The 25539-nt window shown below is 47.2% G+C and carries 25 protein-coding genes; 1 reads left to right on the top strand and 24 read right to left on the bottom strand.

Annotated elements, in window-relative coordinates:
• The 21 genes from H740_RS07460 to galE all read right to left on the bottom strand — a co-directional run.
• Positions 1 to 565 (bottom strand): ATP-dependent metallopeptidase FtsH/Yme1/Tma family protein (locus tag H740_RS07460; RefSeq protein WP_002952914.1); only part of this gene is annotated, 565 nt, incomplete at its 3' end.
• 18 nt (positions 566 to 583) lie between these two features.
• Positions 584 to 1414 (bottom strand): 50S ribosomal protein L11 methyltransferase, encoded by an 831-nt coding sequence (locus H740_RS07465; RefSeq protein WP_002952917.1) that lies wholly within the window; start codon positions 1412 to 1414, stop codon positions 584 to 586.
• Positions 1415 to 1426: 12 nt separating this feature from the next.
• Positions 1427 to 1792, bottom strand: a complete 366-nt coding sequence (locus tag H740_RS07470; RefSeq protein ID WP_002952918.1) for a chemotaxis response regulator CheY — start codon at positions 1790 to 1792, stop codon at positions 1427 to 1429.
• A 66-nt stretch (positions 1793 to 1858) separates the two neighbouring features.
• Positions 1859 to 2569 (bottom strand): 1-(5-phosphoribosyl)-5-[(5-phosphoribosylamino)methylideneamino]imidazole-4-carboxamide isomerase, encoded by a 711-nt coding sequence (hisA, locus tag H740_RS07475; protein ID WP_002952919.1) that lies wholly within the window; start codon positions 2567 to 2569, stop codon positions 1859 to 1861.
• On the bottom strand, positions 2569 to 3180 hold the full coding sequence (gene hisH / locus H740_RS07480; protein ID WP_002952921.1) for an imidazole glycerol phosphate synthase subunit HisH: 612 nt from the start codon (positions 3178 to 3180) through the stop codon (positions 2569 to 2571). Before hisH ends, hisA begins: the two co-directional genes overlap by 1 nt.
• Positions 3177 to 4073 carry a PDC sensor domain-containing protein gene (locus tag H740_RS07485; RefSeq protein ID WP_002952922.1) on the bottom strand — a complete coding sequence of 299 codons (897 nt, stop codon included), beginning with the start codon at positions 4071 to 4073 and terminating at the stop codon, positions 3177 to 3179. Before H740_RS07485 ends, hisH begins: the two co-directional genes overlap by 4 nt.
• A 2-nt stretch (positions 4074 to 4075) precedes the next feature.
• Complete coding sequence (gene pglF / locus H740_RS07490) at positions 4076 to 5854, bottom strand: UDP-N-acetylglucosamine 4,6-dehydratase (configuration-retaining) (RefSeq protein WP_002952923.1); 1779 nt, start codon at positions 5852 to 5854, stop codon at positions 4076 to 4078.
• Positions 5855 to 6943: a UDP-N-acetylbacillosamine transaminase gene (gene pglE / locus H740_RS07495; protein ID WP_002952924.1), complete on the bottom strand. Its 1089-nt coding sequence runs from the start codon at positions 6941 to 6943 to the stop codon at positions 5855 to 5857. It abuts the gene before it with no gap.
• A 234-nt stretch (positions 6944 to 7177) separates the two neighbouring features.
• Entirely contained in the window at positions 7178 to 7783 is a 606-nt protein-coding gene (gene pglD / locus H740_RS07500; protein WP_002952925.1) for a UDP-N-acetylbacillosamine N-acetyltransferase, read from the bottom strand.
• Positions 7770 to 8375 carry an undecaprenyl phosphate N,N'-diacetylbacillosamine 1-phosphate transferase gene (gene pglC / locus H740_RS07505; protein ID WP_002952926.1) on the bottom strand — a complete coding sequence of 202 codons (606 nt, stop codon included), beginning with the start codon at positions 8373 to 8375 and terminating at the stop codon, positions 7770 to 7772. Before pglC ends, pglD begins: the two co-directional genes overlap by 14 nt.
• Positions 8368 to 9495: a N,N'-diacetylbacillosaminyl-diphospho-undecaprenol alpha-1,3-N-acetylgalactosaminyltransferase gene (gene pglA / locus H740_RS07510; RefSeq protein WP_002952927.1), complete on the bottom strand. Its 1128-nt coding sequence runs from the start codon at positions 9493 to 9495 to the stop codon at positions 8368 to 8370. The genes pglC and pglA overlap by 8 nt, the downstream gene beginning before the upstream one ends.
• A gap of 59 nt (positions 9496 to 9554) precedes the next feature.
• Complete coding sequence (locus H740_RS07515) at positions 9555 to 11915, bottom strand: STT3 domain-containing protein (RefSeq protein WP_002952928.1); 2361 nt, start codon at positions 11913 to 11915, stop codon at positions 9555 to 9557.
• Positions 11905 to 13032 (bottom strand): N-acetylgalactosamine-N,N'-diacetylbacillosaminyl-diphospho-undecaprenol 4-alpha-N-acetylgalactosaminyltransferase, encoded by a 1128-nt coding sequence (pglJ, locus tag H740_RS07520; RefSeq protein WP_002952929.1) that lies wholly within the window; start codon positions 13030 to 13032, stop codon positions 11905 to 11907. The genes H740_RS07515 and pglJ overlap by 11 nt, the downstream gene beginning before the upstream one ends.
• The gene (locus H740_RS07525) at positions 13029 to 14012 is read right to left on the bottom strand and encodes a glycosyltransferase family 2 protein (protein ID WP_002952930.1); all 984 of its coding nucleotides are present in this window, start codon (positions 14010 to 14012) and stop codon (positions 13029 to 13031) included. The genes pglJ and H740_RS07525 overlap by 4 nt, the downstream gene beginning before the upstream one ends.
• A 1-nt stretch (position 14013) precedes the next feature.
• Positions 14014 to 15078 carry a glycosyltransferase gene (locus tag H740_RS07530; RefSeq protein ID WP_002952931.1) on the bottom strand — a complete coding sequence of 355 codons (1065 nt, stop codon included), beginning with the start codon at positions 15076 to 15078 and terminating at the stop codon, positions 14014 to 14016.
• A 93-nt stretch (positions 15079 to 15171) separates the two neighbouring features.
• Positions 15172 to 15927 carry a glycosyltransferase family 25 protein gene (locus H740_RS07535; protein WP_002952932.1) on the bottom strand — a complete coding sequence of 252 codons (756 nt, stop codon included), beginning with the start codon at positions 15925 to 15927 and terminating at the stop codon, positions 15172 to 15174.
• Positions 15924 to 17438, bottom strand: coding sequence for an MATE family efflux transporter (locus H740_RS07540; protein ID WP_002952933.1), 1515 nt, complete (start codon positions 17436 to 17438; stop codon positions 15924 to 15926). The genes H740_RS07535 and H740_RS07540 overlap by 4 nt, the downstream gene beginning before the upstream one ends.
• A complete protein-coding gene (gene tviB, locus H740_RS07545; RefSeq protein WP_002952934.1) occupies positions 17438 to 18670 on the bottom strand; it encodes a Vi polysaccharide biosynthesis UDP-N-acetylglucosamine C-6 dehydrogenase TviB in 1233 nt (410 codons plus the stop codon). The genes H740_RS07540 and tviB overlap by 1 nt, the downstream gene beginning before the upstream one ends.
• Entirely contained in the window at positions 18667 to 19110 is a 444-nt protein-coding gene (locus tag H740_RS07550; RefSeq protein ID WP_002952935.1) for an ecotin family protein, read from the bottom strand. The genes tviB and H740_RS07550 overlap by 4 nt, the downstream gene beginning before the upstream one ends.
• The gene (locus H740_RS07555) at positions 19107 to 20429 is read right to left on the bottom strand and encodes a UDP-glucose dehydrogenase family protein (protein WP_002952936.1); all 1323 of its coding nucleotides are present in this window, start codon (positions 20427 to 20429) and stop codon (positions 19107 to 19109) included. Before H740_RS07555 ends, H740_RS07550 begins: the two co-directional genes overlap by 4 nt.
• On the bottom strand, positions 20426 to 21412 hold the full coding sequence (gene galE, locus H740_RS07560) for a UDP-glucose 4-epimerase GalE (protein WP_002952937.1): 987 nt from the start codon (positions 21410 to 21412) through the stop codon (positions 20426 to 20428). Before galE ends, H740_RS07555 begins: the two co-directional genes overlap by 4 nt.
• Positions 21413 to 21602: 190 nt before the next feature.
• Here galE and H740_RS07565 point away from each other — a divergent pair, with 190 nt between their 5' ends.
• On the top strand, positions 21603 to 22643 hold the full coding sequence (locus H740_RS07565) for an LLM class flavin-dependent oxidoreductase (RefSeq protein ID WP_002952938.1): 1041 nt from the start codon (positions 21603 to 21605) through the stop codon (positions 22641 to 22643).
• On the opposite strand, the gene H740_RS07570 is transcribed toward H740_RS07565, so the two are convergent.
• The 3 genes from H740_RS07570 to H740_RS07580 all read right to left on the bottom strand — a co-directional run.
• Positions 22640 to 23551 carry a DNA ligase gene (locus tag H740_RS07570; protein WP_002952939.1) on the bottom strand — a complete coding sequence of 304 codons (912 nt, stop codon included), beginning with the start codon at positions 23549 to 23551 and terminating at the stop codon, positions 22640 to 22642. The two genes, H740_RS07565 and H740_RS07570, sit on opposite strands and share 4 nt — an antisense overlap.
• Positions 23548 to 24606, bottom strand: coding sequence for an NAD-dependent epimerase (locus tag H740_RS07575; RefSeq protein WP_002952940.1), 1059 nt, complete (start codon positions 24604 to 24606; stop codon positions 23548 to 23550). The genes H740_RS07570 and H740_RS07575 overlap by 4 nt, the downstream gene beginning before the upstream one ends.
• 51 nt (positions 24607 to 24657) lie before the next feature.
• On the bottom strand, positions 24658 to 25539 hold an 882-nt coding region (locus H740_RS07580; RefSeq protein WP_002952941.1), incomplete at its 5' end, for a 3'-5' exonuclease.

Consider the following 25539-nt stretch of genomic DNA (forward strand, 5'->3'; position numbering starts at 1 on the left):
CCTCTTTCGCCTCTTGCACGCCCGCCACGTCGGCAAATTTAACCTTCGGTTTTTCCGAATTTACGAGCTTTTTAGAACTTCCCATTCCAAGGATACCGCCGCCCATATTTCGCTGCATACGGCTAGCTAAAAACATCCAAATTCCAAAGAAAATAAAAATAGGAAGCACCCACGAAAAGAGTATTTCGGTAAACCAGTTTGTCTCACTATAAGCACCGTAAGGAATCTTTTGCTCCTCCAAAATCGGCACTAGCGTCGGATCGTTCACTCTCTTGGCAAAATACGTCCTGCCGCCGTTATCCACGGCTTTTATCGAGGTTTCCGAGATGCCTACTTGCATAACCTGCTTGTTTTTTATCATCTCTTTTATCTCGGAGTACGAGGTGCCTTTTGAGCCGGCCGCGCTCTGTCCTAGCAGCGTGCCGTCCATATCGCCGCCTCCGAGTCCGCGAAATGCCACCACTATCACGATAGCAAAAATGGCGAAAATCAAAATCGGATTTTTATTAAAAAAATTATTTCCGCCGTTATTTAAATTTTTATCATCGTTTTTTCTGTTATCCATTATGTTCCTTAAATTATTTTACGCTTTTTGAAATACGAAGCTTTTCCACTCGTTTTTGATTTGGTTTTCTACCGGTTTGAGCGACGAAAAAGCCTCTAAAATTCGCGTTTCGTATTTATCCAAAACGCCTGCTAAAACGAGATACGAGCCCTCTTTTAGCAAATTTATCAAATCATTTTTTAGCATTAGTATCACGTCGGCGATGATGTTTGCGACGACGACGTCGTATTTTTTATCTAAATTCGCCACCGAACCGGTCCAAATTTGATTAAATTTAACCCCGTTTAGCTCGGCGTTTTTCTGCGAGCTTTGCACTGCTTGCTCGTCAGTATCGCAGGCATCCGTGACGCAGCCAAGCCTTGCTAGGGCGATGCTTAGTATCCCGCTTCCGCAACCCACGTCAAGCGCGCTCATACCGCTTGCGGCGTACTTTTGCAGATACTCTATACAAGCGCTCGTACTCTCGTGGTGACCCGAACCAAAGGCAAGCGCGGGGTCTATGATGATATTTTCAAACCCGCTTTTAGAATCTTCCCAGCTTGGGTGGATGTAAAATTTACCGATTTGTATCGGTCTTACGTTTTTTTTGTATTCGTTTAGCCAGTCTTTATTTTCTTTTTGGCTTTTTATTATCTTAAATTCGATCTCGCGGTCAAGCGCATTTTGCAGAGATTTTGCGTATTCTCGTAGGCCAAATTCCACTTCATCTAGCTCGTCTTCGTCTCGGATGATAAACCCGCCGACAGTCTCCTGCGTACAAGTAATGCCCAAAGAAAAAACGAGATCCTCGAAAAGCTCGCGGCACTCCTGCGAGCAAAGAACTTCAAACTCGTAAAATTTATCTTTCAAATTTACGCTCTTCTAGCCCAAAACGTCTTCAAGTTTTTCTTTTAAAACTTGCGGCGTAAACGGCTTTACGATGTAGTTATTGACGCCTGCTTTTAGCGCAGTGATGACCTCGGCCTTACCGCCCTCGGTCGTTACCATGATAATAGGCATATCGACGTATTTTGCCTCGGCACGGACTTTTTTTACTAGCTCAAGGCCGTTCATCTCAGGCATATTCCAGTCGGTGATAAGCACGTTTATATCGCTATGTTGGCCTAAAATTTGCCACGCTTCGACTCCGTGCTCGGCCTCTAAAATTTCTTGATGTCCGAGCCTTTGCAGAGTGTTTTTTATGATTCTTCTCATAGTAGAGCTGTCGTCGACTACTAGTATTTTCACAATCGTATCCTTTTTTAAAAAATGTCCAATTCTAGCAAATTTTATATTTAAATTTACTTTAAAAATTTATCGGCCCAGTTTAAAGGCCTCTTTTAGATCGAGCGTCTCTTCGTAGTACGCCTTGCCCACGATCGCGCCGTAAACGTCTCCAGCGCGCATTAGCGCCTCGATATCCGAGATATCTTTTACACCGCCGCTTGCGATCGTGTTTATGCCGCTTGCCTTTGCGATTTGCGAGGTAACCTCAACGTTCACGCCGCTAAGGGTGCCGTCTTTTGAGATGTCTGTGCAGATTATCGCTTCGACTCCGGCTCCGGCAAATTTATGCGCTAGCTCGGTCGCTCTCATCTGCGAGACTTCCGCCCAGCCTTGCACGGCGACAAAACCGTCTTTGGCGTCTATGCCGACGGCGACGCGGTATTTTTGCGCCATTTCTTTAGTAAAATTCGGATCCTTTAGCGCTACCGAGCCCAAGATAACGCGCGTTATGCCGCTATCAAGGTAGCTTTTTATTCGCGCTTCGTCGCGTATCCCGCCACCGATTTGGATTTGTAAATTTGCGGCTTTTGCGATCTTTTCTACGGTTTTTAGATTCACCGCTTCGCCCGCAAACGCCCCGTCAAGATCGACGACGTGAAGCCACTTTGCGCCCATATCTTCAAATCTTTTGGCTAGCTCCCACGGCGCGTCCGAGTAGATTTTCGCACTATTCATCTCGCCTTTAAAAAGCCGAACCGCCTTACCCTCTTTTAAATCTATCGCAGGGAAAATTTCCATCACATCTCTCCGAAATTTCGTAAAATTTTTAGTCCCGTTTCATGGCTCTTTTCAGGGTGCGGCTGAAAACCGAAAATGTTATCTTTATGTACCGCGCTTACGAATTTATAGCCGTATTCGCTAAAACCAAGCGCCGCATCATCATCGCAAACTACGTGATAAGAGTGCACGAAGTATAAATACTCGCTGGCCGCCAGATACTTATTTATCGGCGTTTGCTTAGCAAAATTTATCGTATTCCACCCGGTGTGCGGCACCTTTAGCGGAGCGTCAAATTTGGACGGGTCAAATTTAACCACTCGTCCTTTTACGAGCCCAAGTCCCTCATTTACGCCAAACTCCTCGCTTTGCTCAAAAAGTAGCTGCATACCAAGACAAATGCCCAAAAACGGCTTTCCGCAGGCTACGGCTTCTTTTATCGCGGGGATAAAATCTCTATCTTTTAGCTTATCCATCGCTTCGCCAAAAGCCCCGACGCCGGGCAAAATAATCTTGTCAAATTTACCCAGCTCCTCGCCGCGACCGACGAGTTTCGCCTTTAATTTTAAACTCTCAAACGCGTTTAAAACGCTCCTTAAATTTCCCGCGCCATAGTCAATGATGCCAATCATTGCGAGCTCCTTTGCTTGGTAGCAAAAAGATAAACGCTAAGCGCGACCATCAGCATCGCAACGCCGCCGATGAGATAGATCGCGTTTATGATGTGATCTGGCGCCGTGATGGCAAATTTAAACACGAGCATCAGAGCCTCGATCGCAAGCGCGATAATGATCGATCCGATAAATCTAATCATCGTCTTGTTTTCCATATCCTCGCCGCGCTTGCTTTTGCCTAGCACCTCTTCTTCAAATATCGCTTTAACCAGATCAAAGATCGCAAGCGCCAGCGTCAGCACGATCGTATGCTCAAACATCTTTTCAACTTCGATATTTAAAAGATCGTTAGCCAAAAGCCCTTTAAGCGCGTCAGCAAACAAAAACAAGGCTATGGTAAAAAGCGCGACTGAAAACGCGGCGTAAACGACCTTAAGAAATTTGCCAAAGTAGCTTTCTAGCTTGCCGTGAGAGACGATGGCTAGGATATTTTCGAGCGAAACGTCGATACACGCGACGAATTTTATCTCCCCTTTGTCGTCATATATCGGAGTGGACGCCGTCACGCACAGCTCGCCAGTTAGCGAGGACGGGTACGGGTCGCTTAGCACGCAGCGCTTTTCGCGCACCGCGGTGTAATAATAAGACTTGTTGCTACAGTTTTCGCCGCCACCGGCTTTGTATTTTTCGTTTAAGCTCACGGCGTCGCCTATTTGCACGCCGTTTGCGTCTAGCACGTAAAAAGCGTCAAAATCCTCTATCTCGTGCGCCATTTTATCAAAGCCGCTTTTTATCGACTCGGCGTTTACCCCCGGCAGCCTGTTTGGCAAATTTTTACTAAAAAGATAGCATATATAGGCTCTAGCCTTGTATCTTAACTCTGAAAACCTCTGTATATCTTGTAACGTCAAATTTATTCCTTATTTAGCGCGTGATTAAACTCGGGCACGATCTCTTTTAGCCCCGCCGCGACATCGTCCGCGTGCGTTAAATTTTTAATTTGTTCGTTTAGTTTAGCTACGTCGTATTTGCTAGAGTGCGTCACGAAAATAGACTGAAACTCAGTTTTTACGTCGTCTTTGTTGATTAAAAGCTCCTCGTAAAGCTTCTCGCCCGGACGAAGGCCGACGAATTCGACGCCCAGGTGCTCTTTGTTTGATAAAATCAGCATTTTTTTAGCTAGATCGGCGATCTTTATCGGCTCGCCCCTATCAAACACGAAAAGCTCGCCGCCTTTTGCGATCGAAGCGGCCTGAAGTACAAGCTGACAGGCCTCTGAAACTAGCATAAAGTACCTCGTGATATCAGGGTGCGTGACGGTTAGCGGTTTATTGTTTTCGATTTGCTCTTTAAATTTCGGTATTACGCTGCCGCTAGAGCCCAGCACGTTGCCAAAACGCACCGCGACGATCTCGGTTTTAGCAGGTAAATTTGAGTTTAGCGCGTAAAGCTCGCACACGCGCTTGGTCGCGCCCATGATGTTAGTCGGGCGCACGGCTTTATCAGACGAGATCATCACGACCTTGCTAACGCCGTATTCGATAGATAAATCGATCAAAATTTTAGTGCCGATTATGTTATTTACTACCGCAGCTTTCGGGTTTGCTTCGCAAAGCGGCACGTGCTTATAGGCTGCGGCATGGATCGCGATCTGCGGTCTAAACTCCTCAAAAACAGCGCGCAGATCGGCTTCGTTTACGATATTTATCATCTTGCTCACGGTTTTGTCGCTATGGGTTATCTCGCCGATCTTATAGAGATTAAACTCGCTGTGATCGATCATGATTAGCTTGCTAACGCCAAATTTCAAGCACTGCTTGCAAATTTCGCTACCAATACTGCCGCCAGCACCCGTAACCAAAACAACCTTGCCGCCTAAAAACTTCTCCACCGCGCTGCTGTCTAGGTCTTTTGGCTTTCTAGCTAGCAGATCCTCGATCGAGATATCTTTGATCGCATCCTTGCCGGTACCAAACATAGAAAAAATCTTGATATCACGGATGCCATAAGCCGTAAGCTCGTCAAAAAGCTCCGCCAGCTCGTCTTGACCCAGAGCTAGCGCGATGATAGCGGTTTTTACGTTGTATTCTTTGATCAAATTTGCAATTTCGCTCTTTGGCTGCACCAAAAATCCGTCGCAGTAAGTGCCGACCAGATCGCTCCTGCCGTCTACCACGCCTACCGCATATAGATCGATATAGCCCTGCCTAAGTCCCTTTAAAACATGCAGCGCCTTTGACGTAGCGCCGATAACGACGCATGGCTCGCCCGTATGAGGCTTTTTAGAAAAGTCTAAAAACATACGCTTGGCGATCCTTAAATTTCCGATTAGCAGGCACGAGATGATAAAGTCTATAAAAACCACGCTTCTTGGAAACGGGTTAAAAACGGCTGGCATCGTAAAATAAACGATCCAAAAGCAAACGATCGCGCAAAGATGAACGAGGAAAATTTTCCTCGCCTCGTTTAGTCCGAAAAATCTCCACGGCACCTTGTAAATTTTAAAAAGCCACATAAAAAATAGCTTTAAAACCACCACCGTAGCGCAGCCCGCGACCAGTCCGCCTCTAAAATAATCAGGCAGCACGCCGCTAAATCTAAGCAGATACGCCAGATAAAACGACGCTACAAATATCGCGATATCAAAGGTTAGAAAAAACGCAAGCCGCTTTAGCTTCGTCGCCTTAAACATTTATAAATTTTCCTTTACGATTTTTACTACTCGCGCAAACTCCTCGTCCCCCGTCGCCGTGCCGCTAGGCAGGCAGATACCGCGCGCAAACATCTCCTCGCTAGTGCCGTCCGTGAACGCTAGCGCCCCTTCAAACACCGGCTGCATATGCATCGGCTTCCAAAGCGGACGGCTTTCTATGTTTTCTTTAGCGAGTGCGTCTATCACGCGTAGATGCGCGCCTTTTTCTTTAAATAGCGCGGTCGTTAGCCAACGGTTGCCACGAGAATTTGCGATCTCGGGCATAAACTCAAGCTCAAGAAGCTCTTTTTGATATTTTTCAAAAATTTCTCGTTTTTTTATCACGCGCTGCTCTAGCACCTCCATCTGCGCCGTTCCTATCGCGCCCAGGACATTGCTCAGGCGGTAGTTGTAGCCGTAGTCTTTGTGCTCGTAGTGCAAAAAAGGCTCCCTAGCTTGCGTGCTGTAAAATCTCGCCTTTTCCACGAGATCTCTTTCACCCACTAGCATACCGCCGCCGCTTGTAGTGATGATTTTGTTGCCGTTAAAGCTATATGCGCCCAGTCGTCCGAAAGTGCCTAGCGCCTTGCCATTATAAAAGCCGCCTAGCGCCTCGGCTGCGTCTTCGACCACGGCGATATTTTCCTGCTCGCAGATCTCGCAGATCTCTTTCATCTTTGCCGCCTGACCGTAAAGGTGCGTGACGACGAGCGCTTTTGGCTTTTTAGGCGAGTTTGCGATCGCCTTTTTTAGTAGCTCGGGGCTTAGATTCCAGCTTTCGTCGCTATCGACAAAAACGGGCGTCGCGCCTTGATAGAGTATCGGACTAACGGACGCCATAAAGGTAAACGTAGAGGCTAGCACCACGTCTCCCGCGCCGATACCAAGCACTCTTAGCGCCAAGTGGATCGCCGACGTACCGGAATTTAGCGCCAGCGCATCGGGCGCGCCTGCGTAGCTTGAGACGCTCGCTTCAAATTTATTCACGTATTCGCCAAGCGGCGCGATATAGTTGCTCTTAAAAACCTCGTTTATGTACTCTTGCTCTTTGCCGCTCATGTGTGGCGGGCTTAGGAAAATTCTTTGCATTATTATTCCTTAAAGAAATTTACGCATTGTAGCACTTAAAATCTAAATATTTTTATAAAAACTCGTTTAAATTTGCTTTTAGGCCGTAGAAAATGGGGATTTTGTTAAATTTTACGTCAAAATATATTTTAAAAAGGTAAATTTGACGCCTTGCAGGATACTTTATCTATTTTGCCTGCACCGCCCTTTGTAGCTACGGGCGCAAATTTGACGAGTGACGTTTAGCGCTCAAATTTAGCTTAAATTTCGCCTAACTTTAGCGGGATTACCGTAGGCGACGCTGCCGTCTGCGATATCTCTTACGACTACGCTACCCGCTCCGATGATGCAGTTTGCGCCGATTTTTACGCACTGTATAGCGCAAGATCCTATGCCTACGTGCGTATTTGCGCCCACGATCACGCCGCCTGCTAGCGCCGCGTTTGGGCTAACGTGCGCAAAATCGCCGATCTCGCAGTCGTGCTCGATGATCACGCTAGTGTTTATTATCGCGCCCTCGCCTATTTTTGCGCGCGCGTTTATGACGGCATTTGGCATCACGACCGCACCCTCACCTATTTGCGCGCTCTTACTTACCACCGCGCTTGGATGGATCAAATTTACTAAGACAAAGCCTGCGTTTTTTACTCTTTCTTGCAGGATGCGTCTGATTTTATTGTCCCCAATAGCCACGATCACGTCCGCTTTTTCGAGGCTCGGGTCAAATTTTAGTACGTTTTTGCTGTCAAATTTGGCGTCGTCTAAAAACACAACCTCGCCGTATCCGCACGCTCTAGCCACGTCCGCCACTACCGCTCCGTGTCCGCTAAAGCCGTAAACGTAAATTTTAGTTGCGGCCATTAAATTTCTCCGTCGTAGCCATACCCTCTTTACTCACGCCGCTTCGTTTTAAGACCTTTTGCACCGTTAAAATCGCGATTTTAACATCCAGCGCAAAGCTAAGCTCGCGAACGTATCTCGCGTCAAATTTAAACTTCTCCGCCCAGCTGATCGCATTGCGGCCGTTTACCTGCGCTAGACCCGTGATACCGGGCCTCACATCGTGGCGGGTCGCCTGCTCGGCGTCGTAAAGAGGCAGGTACTCGACCAAAAGCGGACGCGGCCCGATGAAGCTCATATCGCCCTTTAGCACGTTAAAAAGCTGCGGCAGCTCATCAAGGCTCAGGCTTCTAATAGTCTTGCCGATGCCGTTTAGGCGCATCTCGTCGGGCAACAGCTCGCCGTCCGCGCCGCGCTCGTCGCTCATCGTTTTAAATTTGTAAATTTTAAAAATTTTAGCGTGCAAACCCGGGCGCGCCTGCGTAAAAATGACGTCACGGCTAACCTTAAAATATATCAAAACCGTAACGACCGCCATAATCGGCAGCGTCAAAACTATGAGAAAAATCGCGCCGCAAATATCCAGTAACCTCTTAAAAAACGCCCTATACATCGATAAATTTCCTATAAATTTCTATATATTTCCTGGCGACCGCTCGCTCGTCAAACTCGCGTAGGGCGAGCTCGCGCCCGTTTCGCCCCATTTGCGCGGCCAAATTTTCGTCGTTTAGTAAAATTTCTATCTTTGCGGCTAAGTCGGCGGAGTTTTTCGCCTCGCAAAGCAGGCCGTTAAAGCCGTTCGTCACGGCCTCGTTGCAGCCGGCCACGTCGCTAACCACGACCGGCCTACCCATACTCATCGCCTCTAAAACCGTGCGCGGAAAGCCCTCTTTGTAGCTTGGAAGCGCGAGTAGATAGCTAGCCTTTAAAAGCTCCGGCACGTCGTCTCTGGCACCCAGATACCTCACGGCTCCGCCCTTTAAAAACTTCGCGTCAGCCGTGCTTTTGTTTCCCTCAAACCCTTCGCCCGCAAATACGAACGCGCAGTCCTCGCGCCCGCGCAAAAGCTCGGCCGCCTCATAAAACTCGCGCACGCCCTTGTGCCACATCGCGCGCGCTATCATCAGCACTATCTTTTTACCGCGCAGATCTTCGCCCAAATTTGCGGCCGGCACGCTGTTTTCGTCAAATTTGAGCGTATCCACGCCCACGCTTTTTATCTTAAAAATTTTCTCCTCGGCAATCAGTCCACGCCCCAGAAAATACATAGGATCGGCCTCGTTTACAAACACGCAGCCGTCGCTCATCTTTAGCGCTTTTTTATAAAGCGTCTCGATCGCGGCGCGCACTAGACGGGTTTTTAAGTCGTTATCGATATAAAAGCTACCAAGCCCCTCGACCAAATTTATCACGCGCTTTATGCCCGCTTTTTTAGCGGCAAAGGTGCCAAACACGTTTGATTTATGCGCCGAGGTTTGCAGCATATCCAAATTTAGAGAGCGCAAGATATCGGCGAGCTTTTTTGAGTTTTCAAGCACGGTTAGAGGATTTAGGCTCGCGCGGTCAAGCTCGTATGTCACGCAGTTAAATTCGCTTTTTAGCCTATCCGTGTAGTCGCCCTTTGGCGCGATAGCGAAAACCTCGTGCCCGAGCCGCTTTAGCTCGCGCATGATCGGCGCGCGGAAAAAGTAAATGCTCATATCGGCGTGAGATAAAAATCCAAATTTAGCCATTTAAAAAACCTCTATCGCAAATTTAGCGGACACCTGTGCCTTGATCAAATTTACCGCCCTCATCTTAGCAACCTATAAATTTTAACCGCACCGTTTAAAACGACCGGCTCAAACAGCTCTTTATCGTAGTTTTCGAGCACGAAAAGCTGTATGTAGGCCGAGTTTAGCACCGCTTCATCAAGCACCAAAAACCGTCTGTAATCCTTCATAAAAATGAGATAAATTTTACCGTCCGCGTCCATCTCATGCTTTTTGACGACCAGCTTATCCTTTTCGTCGTAGCTTGTTTCAAAGTACGTATTTCCGGATATTTCGCGCTCGCCGATATAGACCTTGGACGCGTCGCCAGATACGCTAAACCCTCCGCCGATATTTATCGTATCGCCGTCCACCGAGTAAGGTTTGCCCGGATAAAATATCGCTCCATACTCCTCGCCGCTGTTTAGATCGAGGTTTGAAAAGCGCAAAACGGCGCTAAAGATATCGATCATGGAGTCAGGCAAATAATAATAAATCTCGCGCGTTTTTTGCGGCGGGCGGAAGTCCTTGTCGTTTAGCGAATACAAAAACGAATTTACGCTCGTGGCGTTGTAGTCTTTCATCATTTGGTTCAAATTTAACCCGAATCTCTCGCTAAAATTACGCTCGGTGTATTCGACTTCTAGACGCGCCATATTTGCCGACATGCGCTGATTGCTAGCTAGCGCAAAGCTCACAGCGAAGTTATCCCTGCCTAGGTGCTTGCCGCCATCGATAAGGGTCTTGACGTCTGCGTAATAGCGGATCGGATAGCCGTAGTCCCACCACGCCAGCACGTAGTCCTCGCGCCCCGCGATCTTGTGTAGCTTATCTAGGCTCTCTACCTCGCTTTTGGCAAAGACCGTGCCGACTTTGTAGCCGTAAATGTGCTCAAGGCACGGCATCAAGGATAGCGCAGCGATACAAAAGACGCAAATTTTTTCTAAAAGCGCGTGCTTTTTGAGCGAGCTTAGGCCTGAGACCATAAAATAAGCCGCCCCGCAAATAAGCGCCGCAGCCGCAAACGTGGCTAGATATACGCCAAAGCTCGCCTCGCCGTCAAAATTTGGCGCAAAAACGGGAGATTTGCCGTGCAAAAGGCTGTAATATTTATCAAAATACAAAAAGAAAAACGCAAAAAACGCCGCTAGGCAAACGGTGCAAAATTTGTCTAAAATTTTATCTTTTTTAAAAAAACTCACGCAAAGCGCCGCAAAATATCCAAATCCTATCGCCATCACGGGCACGGAGTAGATCGTAAATCTAAGCCCGCCTTTTAGCGCCAAAAACCCAAGTAGCAGCATTGGAAGCGCGAGTAAAAACGAGCGAAATTTAAGGCAAAGCGCCGCGACTCCGACGAGCGATAAAGCAAAAGTAACGATATGACCGCTGATACGCTTAGCAAAGGCGTTTATCGACTCAAACTCAAACGAATAATCACTCATTTCCATTATTGTTTTATTTACGTTGTAAAAATGAAAAACCGGCTCGCTACTCTCGGAAACTCCGCGAAATATGTAAAATTTAAGCTGAAATAAAATTTGATTTAGCCCGCCACTATAGCCCAGCAATCCCACGGCCAGAGCTAGGCACGCTGCTACTACGCGTTTATCCCAGATCTGAGGACGAAATCTCATCGCTAGATAAAGCGCGACCGCAAGCGCGCTTTTAGCGTAAAAATCGATATACGTAAGCGCGACTATCATCAAAATGACAGCCTCGTAATTTAGCGCGTTTTTCCTATCAAAAACCAAAGTATAGAGCAAAAATGTGCCCAGCATGGCGAAATTTAGCGAGTACGAGCTCGGATACCACCAGTCGTTTATCAGGATAAAAATCGGGATAAAAATGAGATCGTTTACGTTTTTTTTCTGCGCCAGGCGTATCATCGCCCAGACGCTAAACGCAGGAAGCACGATAGTGAGCATATCGGTGTCGTAGTAGCCGGCCATCGTGCGGTTGTAGTAGCTGTTTGCGATACTAGCTAGCAGCGCCGCCGCAAAGCCGCCTCCAGGCATCTCATACTCTTTTCCTATCAAAATCACGGGAATAACGATAAGCGAGCTAAAAAATACGCTCATATAAAGCAAAATGGTCTCGAAGCTAAAAGGTAAAATTTGATACAAAAAATACGTAAGTGTGGGCATCGAGCGGCCGTAATAACTAAGGTCGTTTGGCTGATGAAAGCCCGCTATCATATCGCGCGCGCCCTCGGCAAAGGCGTAGCCGTCGTTTGTACTGATCATCAGCTGATCGTTCCAGAAAAAGTGCTGATACTCGCCCGCCCAATACACCCAGTACAGCCTGCAAACCACGCTAAAAATAAACGCCGCAAGCATCAAAAAGCAAGTCTGTTTTGAAAATTTAAATTTATCCAAGAGTCCCGAAATTTTACTCGACATTTTTACCCTCTAAGTATCCTATGAGCTGCTCCGCGACGGCATTTTTATCAAATTTTACTACGCGGCCGTACGCTCTTTTTTCATAATCTTGCCTCAAATTTTCATCCTCGAGCGCTCGCCTCATCGCAGTCTCCATCGCTTTTTCGTCGTCGACAGGCGTTAAAACGCCGTACTCATCGTCGCCAAGAAGCTCTCTAGCGCCGCTTTTATGATCGGTGGAGATGATAAATTTCTTGCAAGCAAGCGCCTCTAAAAGCACGTTTGAAAAGCCCTCAAACCGCGAAGCGCAGACGAAACACTGCGCGTTTTTGATAAATTTAAACGGATTTTTATCTGTGCCTAGTAGCTTTACGCGCTCGCTCACGCCAAGCTCGTCGATCAAATTTTGAAGCTCGCCATGCAAAGGTCCCTTGCCTAAAATCCCAAGTGTCGCGCGCTCGTCGTTTAAATTTGCGATTATTCTTATTAACATCGCTTGATTTTTACCACTATCAAGCCGCCCGATATTTAGAAAAAACGGCTTAAATTTATCCTCTAGCGGCTTGTTTGCAAGAGTTTTTATCGCCGCCAAATCGACCGCATTATATAGCACCTTAGTTTTTGCGGCGTCGCAGCCGAAATTTCGCACGAGATCATCGGCGTTTCCCTGCGCGTTGGCCAAAATCAGATCGGCTCTAGGGTAGAGCGCCTTAACTAAAATTCTATTAGCAAGCCCGCTAAGTCCGCTTTTATAGATGACCGACGGACAGCTACGCTCGCTTATAACCATCCGTCCTTTTACTCCGGCGATCCTTGCTAAAAGCGCGATGTAGCAAGGACGGTTCATTAAGACAAAATGCAGGTCGATAGCCAAATCGTCGCAAAGTTTTTTATAATTTAAGGCTAAAAACGGAAACAAAAGTCCCAATCGAAAAAGTTTTTTTACGCCGCTTTCATAAGGATCTGAGCGCTCGAGGAAGTGGACTTTTACCGAGCTTGGTATCTCGTAGGCCACAACCTCGCTCATCAAAACGAGATGAACTTCGTATTTTTCGCACAAAGTCGGGAGTAAATTTGAGACCACGCGCTCTGCGCCGCCCGGCCCCATCGAGTATAGAAAAACGGCTAATTTTTTCATTCGCCGTGCGTTTTTTTGTATATCCAAACGCGAATTTTAGTTAAAAACAAAATCATAGACTTTGGAAACGGGCTTAAAATCAGCATCGCCAGCGCTTCTTTTGTAAATTTAAATTTGAGGCTTTTAAAAAGATAGTCGTACATTTTTTTGTATTCGCCGCCAAATTTAGCATAATACGCCGCCATTTTATATAGGATCGCGATGTGAGCGTCGTTTACGCGAAATTTCGGCTCGGCCGAATTTGCCCCGTTTGCGCTAGCTTGCGCGTTTTTCTCAGCGATCTTTTGCAAAATAAGCTCCGCAGTCATCGCGTAGCCTTTCATTATGCAAAGTGGGCGTTTAAACGAGTTTATCGTGACGCTGTCGCTGCGGTGAAAGCGGTAAATGCGCACGGCGTCGTGCAAATAGTAAGCAGGAAGGTCGAAAAGGTAGATCCAAAGCGTATTTTCGCTACCGTAAAGCCCCTTTTCAAAACGCCTCTGCCCGATCGCATCACGGCGAAACATTATCAAAAACTCGCCCGTTATCTTGCCGTCGTAGTAGTCCTGCGGCGAAATTTCCCCGCTTTTATTTAGTCCAAATCCCGAAAATTTCGTTGTCGGCTCGCCGTCAATCTCAAAATAACAATTCGCCCAGACACTAGCATACCCCTGCTCCAGCACGGCTGCCATCTTGCTTATAGCGCCTTCTATCAGAAGATCATCGTCGTCTAGTATCACGAAAGCATCGCCGCTAGCGTGGTCAAAGCCGTTGTTTTTATTGCCGTTTGGGCCACGGTCATAAGTTTGATTTAAGACGTATTTTACGTTGTCAAATTTAGCGACGTAGCTTTGCGCAAGTTCGCGCGTGCCGTCGTTTGAGTTGTCGTCGCTGATTATGATTTCTTTGTTTTCGTAATCCTGAGCCAGCGCGCTTTTTAGGGCGGCTTCAAAAAGCTCTTTGCGGTTGTAGGTTGGGATTATTATGCTTACTTTTAGCATTTTAGCCCTTTATATTTTGAGTGATAAAATCCATCCACTTTTGATAAATTTGATCGGTTTTGAAGCTATTTTCACGCTCGCTGGCATTGCTTACAAGCTCCTGTCTTAGCTCCTCGTCGCGCATCAAAAGTTCGATTTTGCTTCCGAGCGCTTTTACGTCGTCTATCGGTACTAAAAATCCATCCTTGCCGTCCTCGATGAGCTCTTTTGCGCCGCTTGTAGCAGTCGCCACCCTAGCGCAGTTAAAAAATACGCTCTCGATTAAAACGTTTGGCAAGCCTTCGGTTTTAGAGCTTGAGACTAGGATTTTAGACCTTTCGTAAAGCGAAGCTACGTCGCTCGTTTGCCCGACAAATTCGGCGTTTAGATGCAGTTGCTCGTGCGCGATGAGCTCTAGCCTTTGCCTCTCTTCGCCAGCGCCGGCTATCACGATTTTCCAGTTTTTTAATAGCTCTTTATCGACTAGGCTCATAGCCTTTAAAAATACGTCGCAGCCTTTAAGCGAGATGAGACGACCGACGAAAAGGATGATATTTTCCTTCGGCAAGCCCTGTTTTTTGGCTTCAAACATCGGATTGTACATCACGGTTTTATTTTTTACGAAGCTATAGTATTCATAGTCTTCTTTCGTAAGTACCGTGAGTCCGCTAGCTAGTGGATAGAGCACTCGGCGTAAAAACAGCCAGCCGCGCCCTTTGAAAAAATCGGCGCTTGAATGCTCGCTGATAAAAAGCGGCTTGTTTATAAATAAATTCGACAAAATCACGTTGATATTGGTGCTGTCCATAGAGGAGATAACGACGTCAAAGCCGCCGTTTTTGATCAAATTTCGCTGATAAAAAAACTTTTTCACGCGCCTTATTAAATTTGCAAAAAACCCCTTTTTTACCATCGGGAAAGGCAGATCGATCAGCTTTATCCTCTCGTCTAGCTCGTAAAACGGCGGTTTGGTGTCAAATTTTAAAAGCGTTACGTCGTGAAATTTCGCAAAATAGCTCGCTAGCAAGCTCATCACGCGCTCGGCGCCGCCTGCTTGCAGGGTCGAAATTATAAATAAAACCTTCATTCTCTCTCCAAATTTTAATCGGTGCGCGAAAATTTAATAAATCTTCAAAATTATTGATTTTATAAATTTTGAGCTTTATAATCGCTTAGTTTCTTATCTTTTAAATATCCGCTCATAGCCCAAAATTGCCGCTTCAAAGCGCGTTGCGGCGACATATTTTAAGCTATTTAGGCGAGCTAGCGGAGAGACTTTTGCCTGCGCTCTTTGCGCTCGCTCGGCTTGGATATTTGAGTCTGTTAGATCGGTTGGATGCGCAAAAATATCGCTAAAATACATCTTTAAGCCGTTTTGTAAAAGCAAAATCCGCCAAAAATCAGCCACGCAAAGCGCCTTTTTGTGCGTTTGCAAGATCTTTTCCGCCGCGCGCCTATCAAGCACGTAAGCAGCCGCTCGGTAAATCGTGCCGTAAGATCGCTTTGAGACTAGCCAAAAATCATCCTCCAGCTTTTTGCCAAATGCGCTAAATCGCCCCTCTAGCCCGTCTTGCGCGCCGCAAATGAGAGCCGAACCCTCGTCCATCTTGGTAGCTTTTTCAAACGCCTTTTTTACGCCGCTTTCATCTCCGATGACGTCGTCTTCTAAGATGAGCGCAAACCGGGCGTCGCTTTTTAAAAACTCCTCGTAAGCGCGCGCGTGAGATAGCGAACAGCCGACCTCGGACGGGCTCAATAGTCTGCCGTAAGCCTCGAGGCTAGGCAGCGCGTAGCCGTAGTACTCCTTTGCACTCATTGTTCTACCGTCGGTTGCCTCGACGAGTTTAAATTCGCCGTAGTTTTTAAACCGCTCTTTTAGCTTTTGCCTGCGCGCCTCGTCGCTTTTTAGCGAAATAACGAATACTAAATTTTTCATCTTTTAAACTTCGATTTGATTTTATTTATCACGATTAGTTGTTCTCTTTTGTCAAATATCAAAAACAAGCTCGCGGCGTATCCCACTGCAAGTAAAACCGCCGAATATGCGGCAAATTCGCCCCAGTTTGAAATTTGCACGAAATTTCGCAGCCAAAAAAACAGTCCGCAAACTGCCGCAAAAACGGCTAAATTTTTAAAATAAACGCCGTAAAAAGTCGTAAGCGGCAAGCTCAAATTTAACGCAGCGTTTATGAGGTCAAATCCCAAAATGCGTACCGAATAAAGCGCGGCGCCGACGATCGCCATACCGTAAATGCCGTAAGTCGTAAATTTAAGCACGGCAATCTGCGCCAAAATCGTGCCGGCACCCAAAATCGTGTTTGCTATCGCAGGACGTTTTAGTTTATTTGTCGCGCTGTCGAGATTAAAAAGCGAAAAAACATAGCTAATAAATATAATCGGCACTAGAGTTATCATCGAGAGATTATAGATTAGGCTTATCTCGTCCGCGCTTTTAAACGGCAACCAAAGCATGTAGAATTCGCGCCCGAAAGCCACGAAAATAGCCGCCGGTACGCTCATGACAAAAGCCGTAACTCGCATCGAAAATTTAGCCTCCGCAACAAGCGCGGTCAAATTTGATTTGGAGTAGTGCTCGACGAATTTTGGCGCAAATATCGCGCTAAGCTGCGCCACGAAGCTCTCCAAAATGATCGGAGCCGCCTTTGAAACAGCTAAAATTCCAGTCGCGTTCGCGCTTAAAAAGATATTGCAGATAAACAGATCCATACCGCTCATAAGCACGCGGTTTAGGGCGTTAAAGCTATTATAGACGCCTGATTTTAGCAGCTCTTTTATCCGCGTAAAGTCAAATTCGCTTGGGTTAAATTTAAGCTCGGGCGTGATGCGGCGCGAAACCCAAACGCTCGTAAAAAAAACAAAGAGCGACGCGGCTAGAGCGGAGATCGCGATATAGGCGATCATCGGTCTAAAAAAATAAAAAAGCGCTACGATGAGAGCGGCCAAAATGGCGCTAGACGCGGCGTTACGAACAGAGATGATGTATAGCTTGTTTTTGATAAACATCGAGACGCTGATGACGCCGTTAAAAAGCCCGACGCAAAAATTTATAAAATAAAATACGAAAGTAAGCCGCACGTCGCCCAGCAGCGCGTCGCTCACGTTTAGTACGCTTTGCAAATTTAAGATAAAAATGCCCGCACCCAGCAAAATAAGGACGCAAAAAAAGATATTTACGACCAGAACCGACGAGTAGTAGGCGTTTGCCGCGCAGATGCCCCCTCTGTGCCACTCGTACGCGACGAAGCGGCCGCTAACCGAGTTTATCGCAGCAGTCACGACTAGGGCGTAGGCTACGATAGCGTTAGATAGCCCGACAAAGCCGTAGGCCTCGTTGCCTAGGCTTTTTAGAATGTAGGGCGTGAGGAAAAAATTTATCCCCATCGAGACGATAAAAACGACGATGGAGCTGATCAAATTTACGAGCATTACAGCCTTGCGTCGGCGTTTTCGTAAACGTTTTTGATATCGTAAACGAGCGCTTTGCTAAATTTTAACCCTTTAAATTTATCGTGTGCGACGGCGATCACGACGCAGTCGTAGTCCGCCTCGTCAAAGCTTTTTAGAGGCGCGATACCGTATTCGCGCTTTACTTCGGCTTCATCCGCCCACGGATCGTAGACGTCCACGCTGCAACCAAAATCCCTAAGCTCATCGATCACGTCTATCACGCGCGAATTGCGGATGTCGGGGCAGTTTTCCTTAAACGTAAGGCCAAGCACCAAAACGTGGGCCGAATTTATCAAAACGCCCCTTTTTATCATCAGTTTTACGACCTGATTAGCGGCGTATTTGCCCATATTGTCGTTTATACGGCGACCGGCCAGGATCATCTCGGGATGAAAGCCAAGCTCCTGCGCCTTATGCGTGAGATAGTACGGATCCACGCCGATGCAGTGGCCGCCGACTAGCCCAGGACGGAAATTTAAGAAATTCCACTTCGTGCCCGCAGCCTGCAAAACGGCGTTCGTGTCGATGTTCATCTTGTTAAATATCATCGCAAGCTCGTTCATAAAGGCGATATTTATGTCGCGCTGCGTGTTTTCGATGACTTTGGCGGCCTCGGCGACCTTGATAGTAGGCGCTTTGTGCGTGCCCGCCGTTATGATCGAGCGGTAGACCTCATCGACCTTGTCGGCTACCTCGGGCGTCGAGCCGCTAGTGATTTTTTTGATTTTAGTTACGGTGTGCTCTTTGTCGCCCGGGTTTATGCGCTCCGGCGAGTATCCACAGAAAAAGTCCTCGTTAAATTTAAGCCCGCTTTGCTCAAGTAGCGGCACGCAAATCTCCTCCGTAACGCCCGGATACACGGTGCTTTCATACACGACGATATCGCCTTTTTTTAGCACTTTAGCGACGCTTTGCGTGGCTTTTACGACGGGCGTTAGATCGGGACGTTTGTTCTTATCTATCGGCGTCGGAACGGTAACGATAAAGAAATTACACTCCTTTATATCGTCCAAATTTAGGCTAAATTTCATACCGTTCTCTATCGCTTTTTTCATCTGCTCAGCGCTTAGCTCTAGCGTGCGGTCATATCCACTTTTAAGCTCCTCGATACGGGCGGCATTGACGTCAAAGCCCGTGACTTCGTATTTCTCGCTAAATGCAGCCGCCAAAGGCAGCCCGACGTATCCTAGTCCGATAACGGCTATTTTCATTTATTTTTCCTTTTTAATTTTTTTGGTTCTATCGTTTTTACGCGTTCATACATTCTTATTTCCGCGCCTACGCCTTGCGGAGTTATGATTTTAATAGGGCTAACGCCGGGTAAAATTTGAGTGAGCTCATAATAAACCCGCCTCTTTTTCTTTCCGTCCTTGCAAAGCATCATCGTCTGCGCCAGCTCATCTCCGCCGCTAAATTCGTAATAAATCCCGCGCGCATCCTCTTTTTCCTCGAGTTTTCCGCCGAGTAAATAGGCATAGTTGCAGTCGATTAGCATCTCTTTAAAAAACGCGACTTCGTATTTAAAATAATCAGGCGGCTTTTTTGAGATAGGTAGCTCGAAAATATTTTCCTCGGTTTTTGCCGCATTTTCGCCCGCCAAAAGCGCAAACGGCAACGCGCAAGCCGCGATAAAAAGTAAAATTTTCCTCATGCCTTTACTCCGATTTGAAAATACTTAAAGCCTAAATTTGCCAGATTTTTCGCGTCGTATTGATTGCGTCCGTCAAAGATCACGGCATTTTTTAGCCGCTGTTTCATCTCCATAAAATCAGGCGACCTAAACTCGCTCCACTCGGTCACGAGCGCGAGAGCATCGGCGCCGTTTAACGCGTCGTATTTGTTTGGGGCGAATTTTAAATTTGAGTTAGGTAGATATTTTTTTGCTTCGTTTGCAGCCTTTGGATCGTAGGCGACGACGTTTGCGCCCGCGTTTTCTAGCGCCTTTATGAGCACTAGCGAGCTAGCCTCGCGCATATCATCGGTATTTGGTTTAAAAGCTAGACCCCAAATCGCCACCGTTTTGCCGCTCAAATTTCCGCCGAAAAATGCTGAAATTTTTTCAAAAAGTACCGTTTTTTGCGCCGCATTTCTAGCCTCAACCGCGCTTAAAACCTGCGGCTCAAAGCCGTTTTGCCTAGCGGTGTAGATGAGCGCCTCGACGTCTTTTGGAAAGCAGCTGCCGCCGTATCCGCAGCCGGGGTATATAAAGCTATAGCCGATGCGAGAGTCGCTGCCGATGCCTTTTCGCACCAAATTTACGTCCGCTCCCACGCGTTCGCAGATCCCCGCGATCTCGTTTATAAAGCTGATTTTAGTCGCTAGCATCGCATTTGCGGCGTATTTGGTCATCTCGGCCGATTTTACGTCCATAGCGATAAAGCGGTCGTGATTTTTCATAAAGGGCGCGTAAAGCTCGCGCATAACGCTTTGCCCCCACTCGCTGCTAGCGCCGACTACGACGCGGTCTGGCTTTAAAAAGTCCTCGACTGCCGCGCCCTCTTTTAAAAACTCGGGGTTTGAGACAACTTCAAATTTGACGTCCATATTTCTCTTTTTTAGCTCGCCCGCGATCACTTCGGTTACCTTCTCCGCAGTGCCCACGGGAACGGTTGATTTATCCACGACGATTAGCGGCGAGGTTAAATTTTGCCCGATGCTTTTTGCGACTTCTAGCACGTAGCGTAGATCAGCCTGCCCGTCCGCGCCCATAGGCGTGCCCACTGCGATAAATAGCACGCTAGCGTGCGCCAAGGCCTCTTTTATATCGACGCTAAATTTGAGCGCGCCGTTTGCCCTGCACTCAGCCACGATTTCAGAAAGTCCGGGCTCATAGATCGGTATAACGCCGCTGTTTAGCGCGTTTATCTTGGCTTCGTCCACGTCCACGCATATGACGTCGTTGCCCATTTTAGCTAGGCACGCGCCGCTAACGAGTCCCACGTAGCCCGTGCCTACGACTGCGATCCTCACAGCCTTTTCTCCCACTCAAGCGCGGTTTTTATGATGAGCGATAAATCCTCTCTCTTAGGTCGCCAGTTAGTTAAATTTCTTATCTTTTCCGGCTTTGCGATGAGGCATGCTGGATCGCCATCTCTGCGAGGCGAGTTAATAACCTTAAAATCAACCCCGCTTACTTTTTTAGCCGTTTCTATAACCTCTTTCACGCTAAAGCCGCGGCCGTAGCCGACGTTAAAGGTCTCGCTTTTTTCATGCTCGTTTAGGTACTCCAGCGCGCTTAGATGCGCGTCGGCCAGGTCGCTCACGTGGATGTAGTCTCTCACGCAGGTGCCGTCTGCCGTCGGATAGTCGCTGCCAAAAATTCCCATGCTTTCGCGCTTACCCAGAGCCGTCTGCGTCGCGACTTTGATTAGATGTGTGGCGTTTGGATAGTTTTGCCCGATGAGGCCCTCTTCGTCGGCGCCCGCGACGTTAAAGTAACGCAAAATCGCGAATTTGAAATTTTCATTTGAGGCGGCGTAGTCTTTGATGATCCACTCGCTCATTAGCTTACTTCGGCCGTACGGATTTATCGGATTTGCCGCGGTTTGCTCATCAACCTCGCCGATCTCGGGCTCGCCGTAAACCGCCGCCGTGGAGCTAAAGATAAATTTATTTACGCCGTACTGCTTACAATAGGTCAAAATTTTGGCTACGTTTGCGGTGTTGTTTAGGTAGTATTTTAGCGGATATTGAGTGCTTTCAAAAACCTCGATAAATGCGGCAAAATGGATAATCGCGTCAAATTTGCCCTCCGCAAAAATCCCGCCTAGATCATCCTCTAAATTTGCCTTTATAAATTTAAAATTTCCTATCTTTTGGAGTGCCTCAAGTGCTTTTTGCGAGCCCTTGCAGAGATTGTCGATGATAGTTATCTCATCGCTGCCTTGCTTTAAAAGTGCTTTTACTACGTGGCTGCCGATGTATCCAGCTCCACCTGTTACTAAAATCTTCAAGTTTAAGCCTTTCATAAAAAAGTAGTTAATTTTATCAAAAATAGAGTAAAGCAAAAGTAAAGTAAGGTTAATTTTTAAATTTTGCCTAAAAGCTGCAAAATGGATATCTATCTTTAGAAATTTAAAATAGACTTACAATTTATTTAAAATTTAATCTTTATAATTCCTCATCTACAAAAAAAGGATAAAAATGAATGTTTCAATATTAAATTTACTACCGATAAAACAAGGCGGTGACGCAAAAGATGCCATAGATGCGGCCATCAGACTGGCTAAATTTGCCGAAGATATCGACATAAAACGCTACTGGATCGCAGAGCATCACAATATGAAAAACTTAGCTAGCTCAGCCACGCAGCTCATCATCGCACACATCTTAGAGCATACAAAAAGCCTGCGTGTGGGCTCTGGCGGCGTGATGTTACCAAACCACAGCCCCTACTCTATCGCCGAGCAGTACGCCACTCTTGAGACGCTATATCCAAACCGCGTCGATCTTGGGCTAGGCAGAGCTCCAGGGACTGACCTAGAGACGGCTGCGGTGCTTAGACGCGGCGCAAGAGAGATGGAATTTAACATGCAGATAAACGAGCTAATGGACTATTTTAACGCCAAAAGAGCCGTGAAAGCCTATCCAAAAGTAGACAAAATTCCACCTATTTACATACTTGGCTCAAGCATATATAGCGCATACGTGGCGGCTGAGTTTGGCCTGCCTTACGCCTTTGCGTCGCACTTTGCACCACGTGCGCTAGAAAAAGCGGTAGAAATTTATCGTCAAAATTTCAAACCATCGCCCTTTTTAAAAGCGCCCTATATCATCGCAGGAGCAAATGTAATAATAGCCCAAAGTGACGAGCTAGCAAAGAGTTTAGCCACTACGCAAACGCAATTTTTCTTAAACGTAGTAACTGGCGAAAAAGAGTATTTGCAGCCGCCAAAAAGGGACAACGACGAGGTCTTTGCCAAAAGTGGCAAGGCAGGCGCACAGACTCCGCATTTTGGGCCGATCGACTTTAGGCAAATAGAGCTAAAAAATAGAGAAAGAAGCGTCACAGAAGAGATGATGGCGTGTTCTTTTATAGGCTCAAAGCAAAGCGTTAAAGAGCAAATTTTAGAGTTTCAAAATAGACTAGCAGTCGATGAGATCATGGCTCAAAGCTTTATTTTTGATGAAAAGGCGCAGTTTGACTCTTTTGGGGCGTTAAAAGAGATCACGGATCAAATTTAATCCTCTCTAACCCTTAAAAATATAGGAAATCTTGGCTTGCCGTTGGCGGTTAAATTTTGAAATTTATATGTGATGATAGAGCCTATCTTTGGGGGATCTTGACGATTTTTGTCGCTTAGTCCTGAGCCTATTTTAAAGATAGTGCCCTCTTTTGGCTCGCCAGCTCTTTCTTTATCATCTTTGCCGCCAAGCGCCTTGCAGGTAAGCGAGCCTACAAATTTTTCGTATTTGCCGCTGCCTTTATTTACGGCGACAACCTCGCACTCGGCGTCTTTAAATTTTTTATATTTCAGAGCATTTTTGCTTCGTTTTCGCTCATACGGCGCGTTTGGTTCGCGCACGACGGCGCCCTCGCCGCCCTTTGCGATGACAGCCTCCGCAAACGCCTCAAATTCGGCGTTATCTTTTACTTTTACTTGCTTGATTATCTTTAAATTTTGCCCTGCCTGCGGGTTCTTTGCGATAAATTTTTCAAGCTCGCTAAGCCGCTCTAAAAGCCCGCCGCTAGCCTCAGGCACGTCAAAAACGTAAAATTTGATCTCGCTCCACGCTGTAACATTTGGTGTTTTATCCATCACGGTTGATTGGATTTTTTCAAATTCGCCCCGCGCAGTGTAAAGCTCGCCGTCAAGTGCAAACGGCGGAAAATGCGCGCTCCAGCCCCCTGGCGCGGCTAAAATTTTGCCGTTTCTAGATAGCAAATTTCGCCCGTCCCAGTAGGCGCGCACGCCGTCTAGCTTCTCGCTAGCTAGCCAGCCGCCGACGTTTTGGCCTTTATATTCGCTAAGTTTTAAAAGCTCAAATTTAGCTTTTTTGGCAGCACCTGCGCTCGTGCCGCTTATGTTTTCGCTCTGCGCCGCCAAAGTAAAATTTAAAAAGGCGGCGATCAAAAGCGCGAAAAATCTCAAATTTTAACCCCGTAAAACTCGCAGTACCACTCGATAAACCTAGCCACCCCGTCATTTACGCTAGTGTTTGGCTTGTAGTCAAAGTCCGCTACCAAATCGCCCACATCCGCATAGGTCGCAGGTACGTCGCCAGCTTGAAGCGGGAGGAAGTTTTTTGCTATCTCGCGGCCGATTTTTAGCTCGACGGCCTTGATGTAGTCCATGAGCTCTACGGGGCTGTTGTTGCCGATATTATAGACCTTAAACGGCGCGCTAGAGGTGGCTGGATCGGGATGCTTTGCGTCCCACACAGGATTTGGTTTTGCGGGGTTGTCGATACATTTTATGATGCCTTTTACGATGTCGTCCACGTAGGTAAAGTCGCGCTTCATCTTGCCGTAGTTAAAGACGTCGATTTTCTTGCCTTTTAGCGCGGCGTCTACAAACAAAAACAGCGCCATATCGGGGCGCCCCCACGGACCGTAAACCGTGAAAAATCGCAGTCCCGTAGTCGGCACGCCAAATAGATGCGAGTACGTGTGCGCCATCATTTCGTTGCTTTTTTTAGTCGCGGCGTAGAGGCTGATCGGGTGATTTACACCTTCGTGCGTGCTAAATGGCATATTTTCGTTTAGGCCGTAGACCGAGCTAGAGCTTGCGTAGACTAAATTTGCGGTTTGGTTGTGGCGGCAGCACTCAAGGATATTCATAAAGCCCGTGACGTTGCTGTCGATGTAGGCTTGAGGGTTTATTAGCGAGTAGCGAACGCCTGCCTGCGCGGCCAAATTTACGACGCAGTCAAATTTTTCCTTCTCAAAAAGCCTCTTCATCATCTCGCCATCGGCTAGACCGGCCTTTATAAATTTTAAATTAGGCTGCGTTTTTGAGGTGGTAAGCTTGCCATAGTCTATCTCGCTCACGTCAAAACCGGCCGTTTTTAGGCGCGCGAGCTTTAAATTTACGTCGTAGTAGTCGTTTATCACGTCGTATCCGACGACCTCGTCGCCCCTTTTTACGAGGGCGTTTGCCAAGTGAAATCCGATAAATCCTGCCGTTCCGGTTACTAAAATTTTCATGTTTTTTCCTTTGTGATTTGACGCTATTTTAGCGTATTTTTGCGCCCGTACTCACTGCTCATCCAAATTTATTTCTGGCATATTTTCTTCGGTGTAGTACTCCTCCACCCCGGCCTGCTCGCCGTCGTCATTAAGCTCCGGCTCATCCTCGTAGTTTTGCGTTTCAAGGCGCACGAGTTCGCGCTCGACTGCCTCGCAAAACACCGGCGTATAGCCCATCTGAGCGCAGTTTGCCGCGAGCCACTCGCTCATCACCGAGATGTCGTCGGCGTAATCATCCAGCGTCAAATTTCCGCGTAAAAGCTCGTATTTTAGGAAAAGCCAGTAGGTGTTTAGCACGTCGCTTTCGCAGTATTCGTTGATCTTATCTATCTTGCCGTCAAAAAACAGTTCCATCACCTGATCGCCGTGCACGTCGTATTTGCCGGGCAAATTTAAGCTCGCGCAAAGCGTGTCCAGCTTTAGCCCGCGCACGGAGCCAAATTCGCTCACGTGGTCAAGCAGATCAAAGTGAAATTTGCCACTGTATCGGTCGCGGTAGTTGCCGTCCCATTTGCCCTTGCCAAGCTCCTTGTTTTCGACCTCGTAAAAGCTCGGAAACGAGACGTTATACCTCATCGCGCGCGTTAAAATCATCGGCAGATCAAAGCCTCGCCCGTTAAAGCTCACCAGGCGCGGGTTGTGCGAGTTTACGAAACCGATAAATTTATTTAGGATTTCGCGCTCGTTTGCGCCTTTCATCGTGCTTACGCGCAAAAATTTACCGTACTCGTCCGCCATCACAGCTGAAATCGCCACGACGCGGTGAAACATCACGGGTAAAAACTCGCTTCCGCTTGCTGCCTTTTGCGCGGCAAACGCCTGCCTCGCCACTTCTGCATCGCTTCCTTCATACCCGTAAATTTTACGCAAAAGCGCGGTGTCGGGCACCGT

It is taken from the genome of Campylobacter showae CC57C (assembly GCF_000344295.2).
GTDB lineage: Bacteria > Campylobacterota > Campylobacteria > Campylobacterales > Campylobacteraceae > Campylobacter_A > Campylobacter_A showae_B.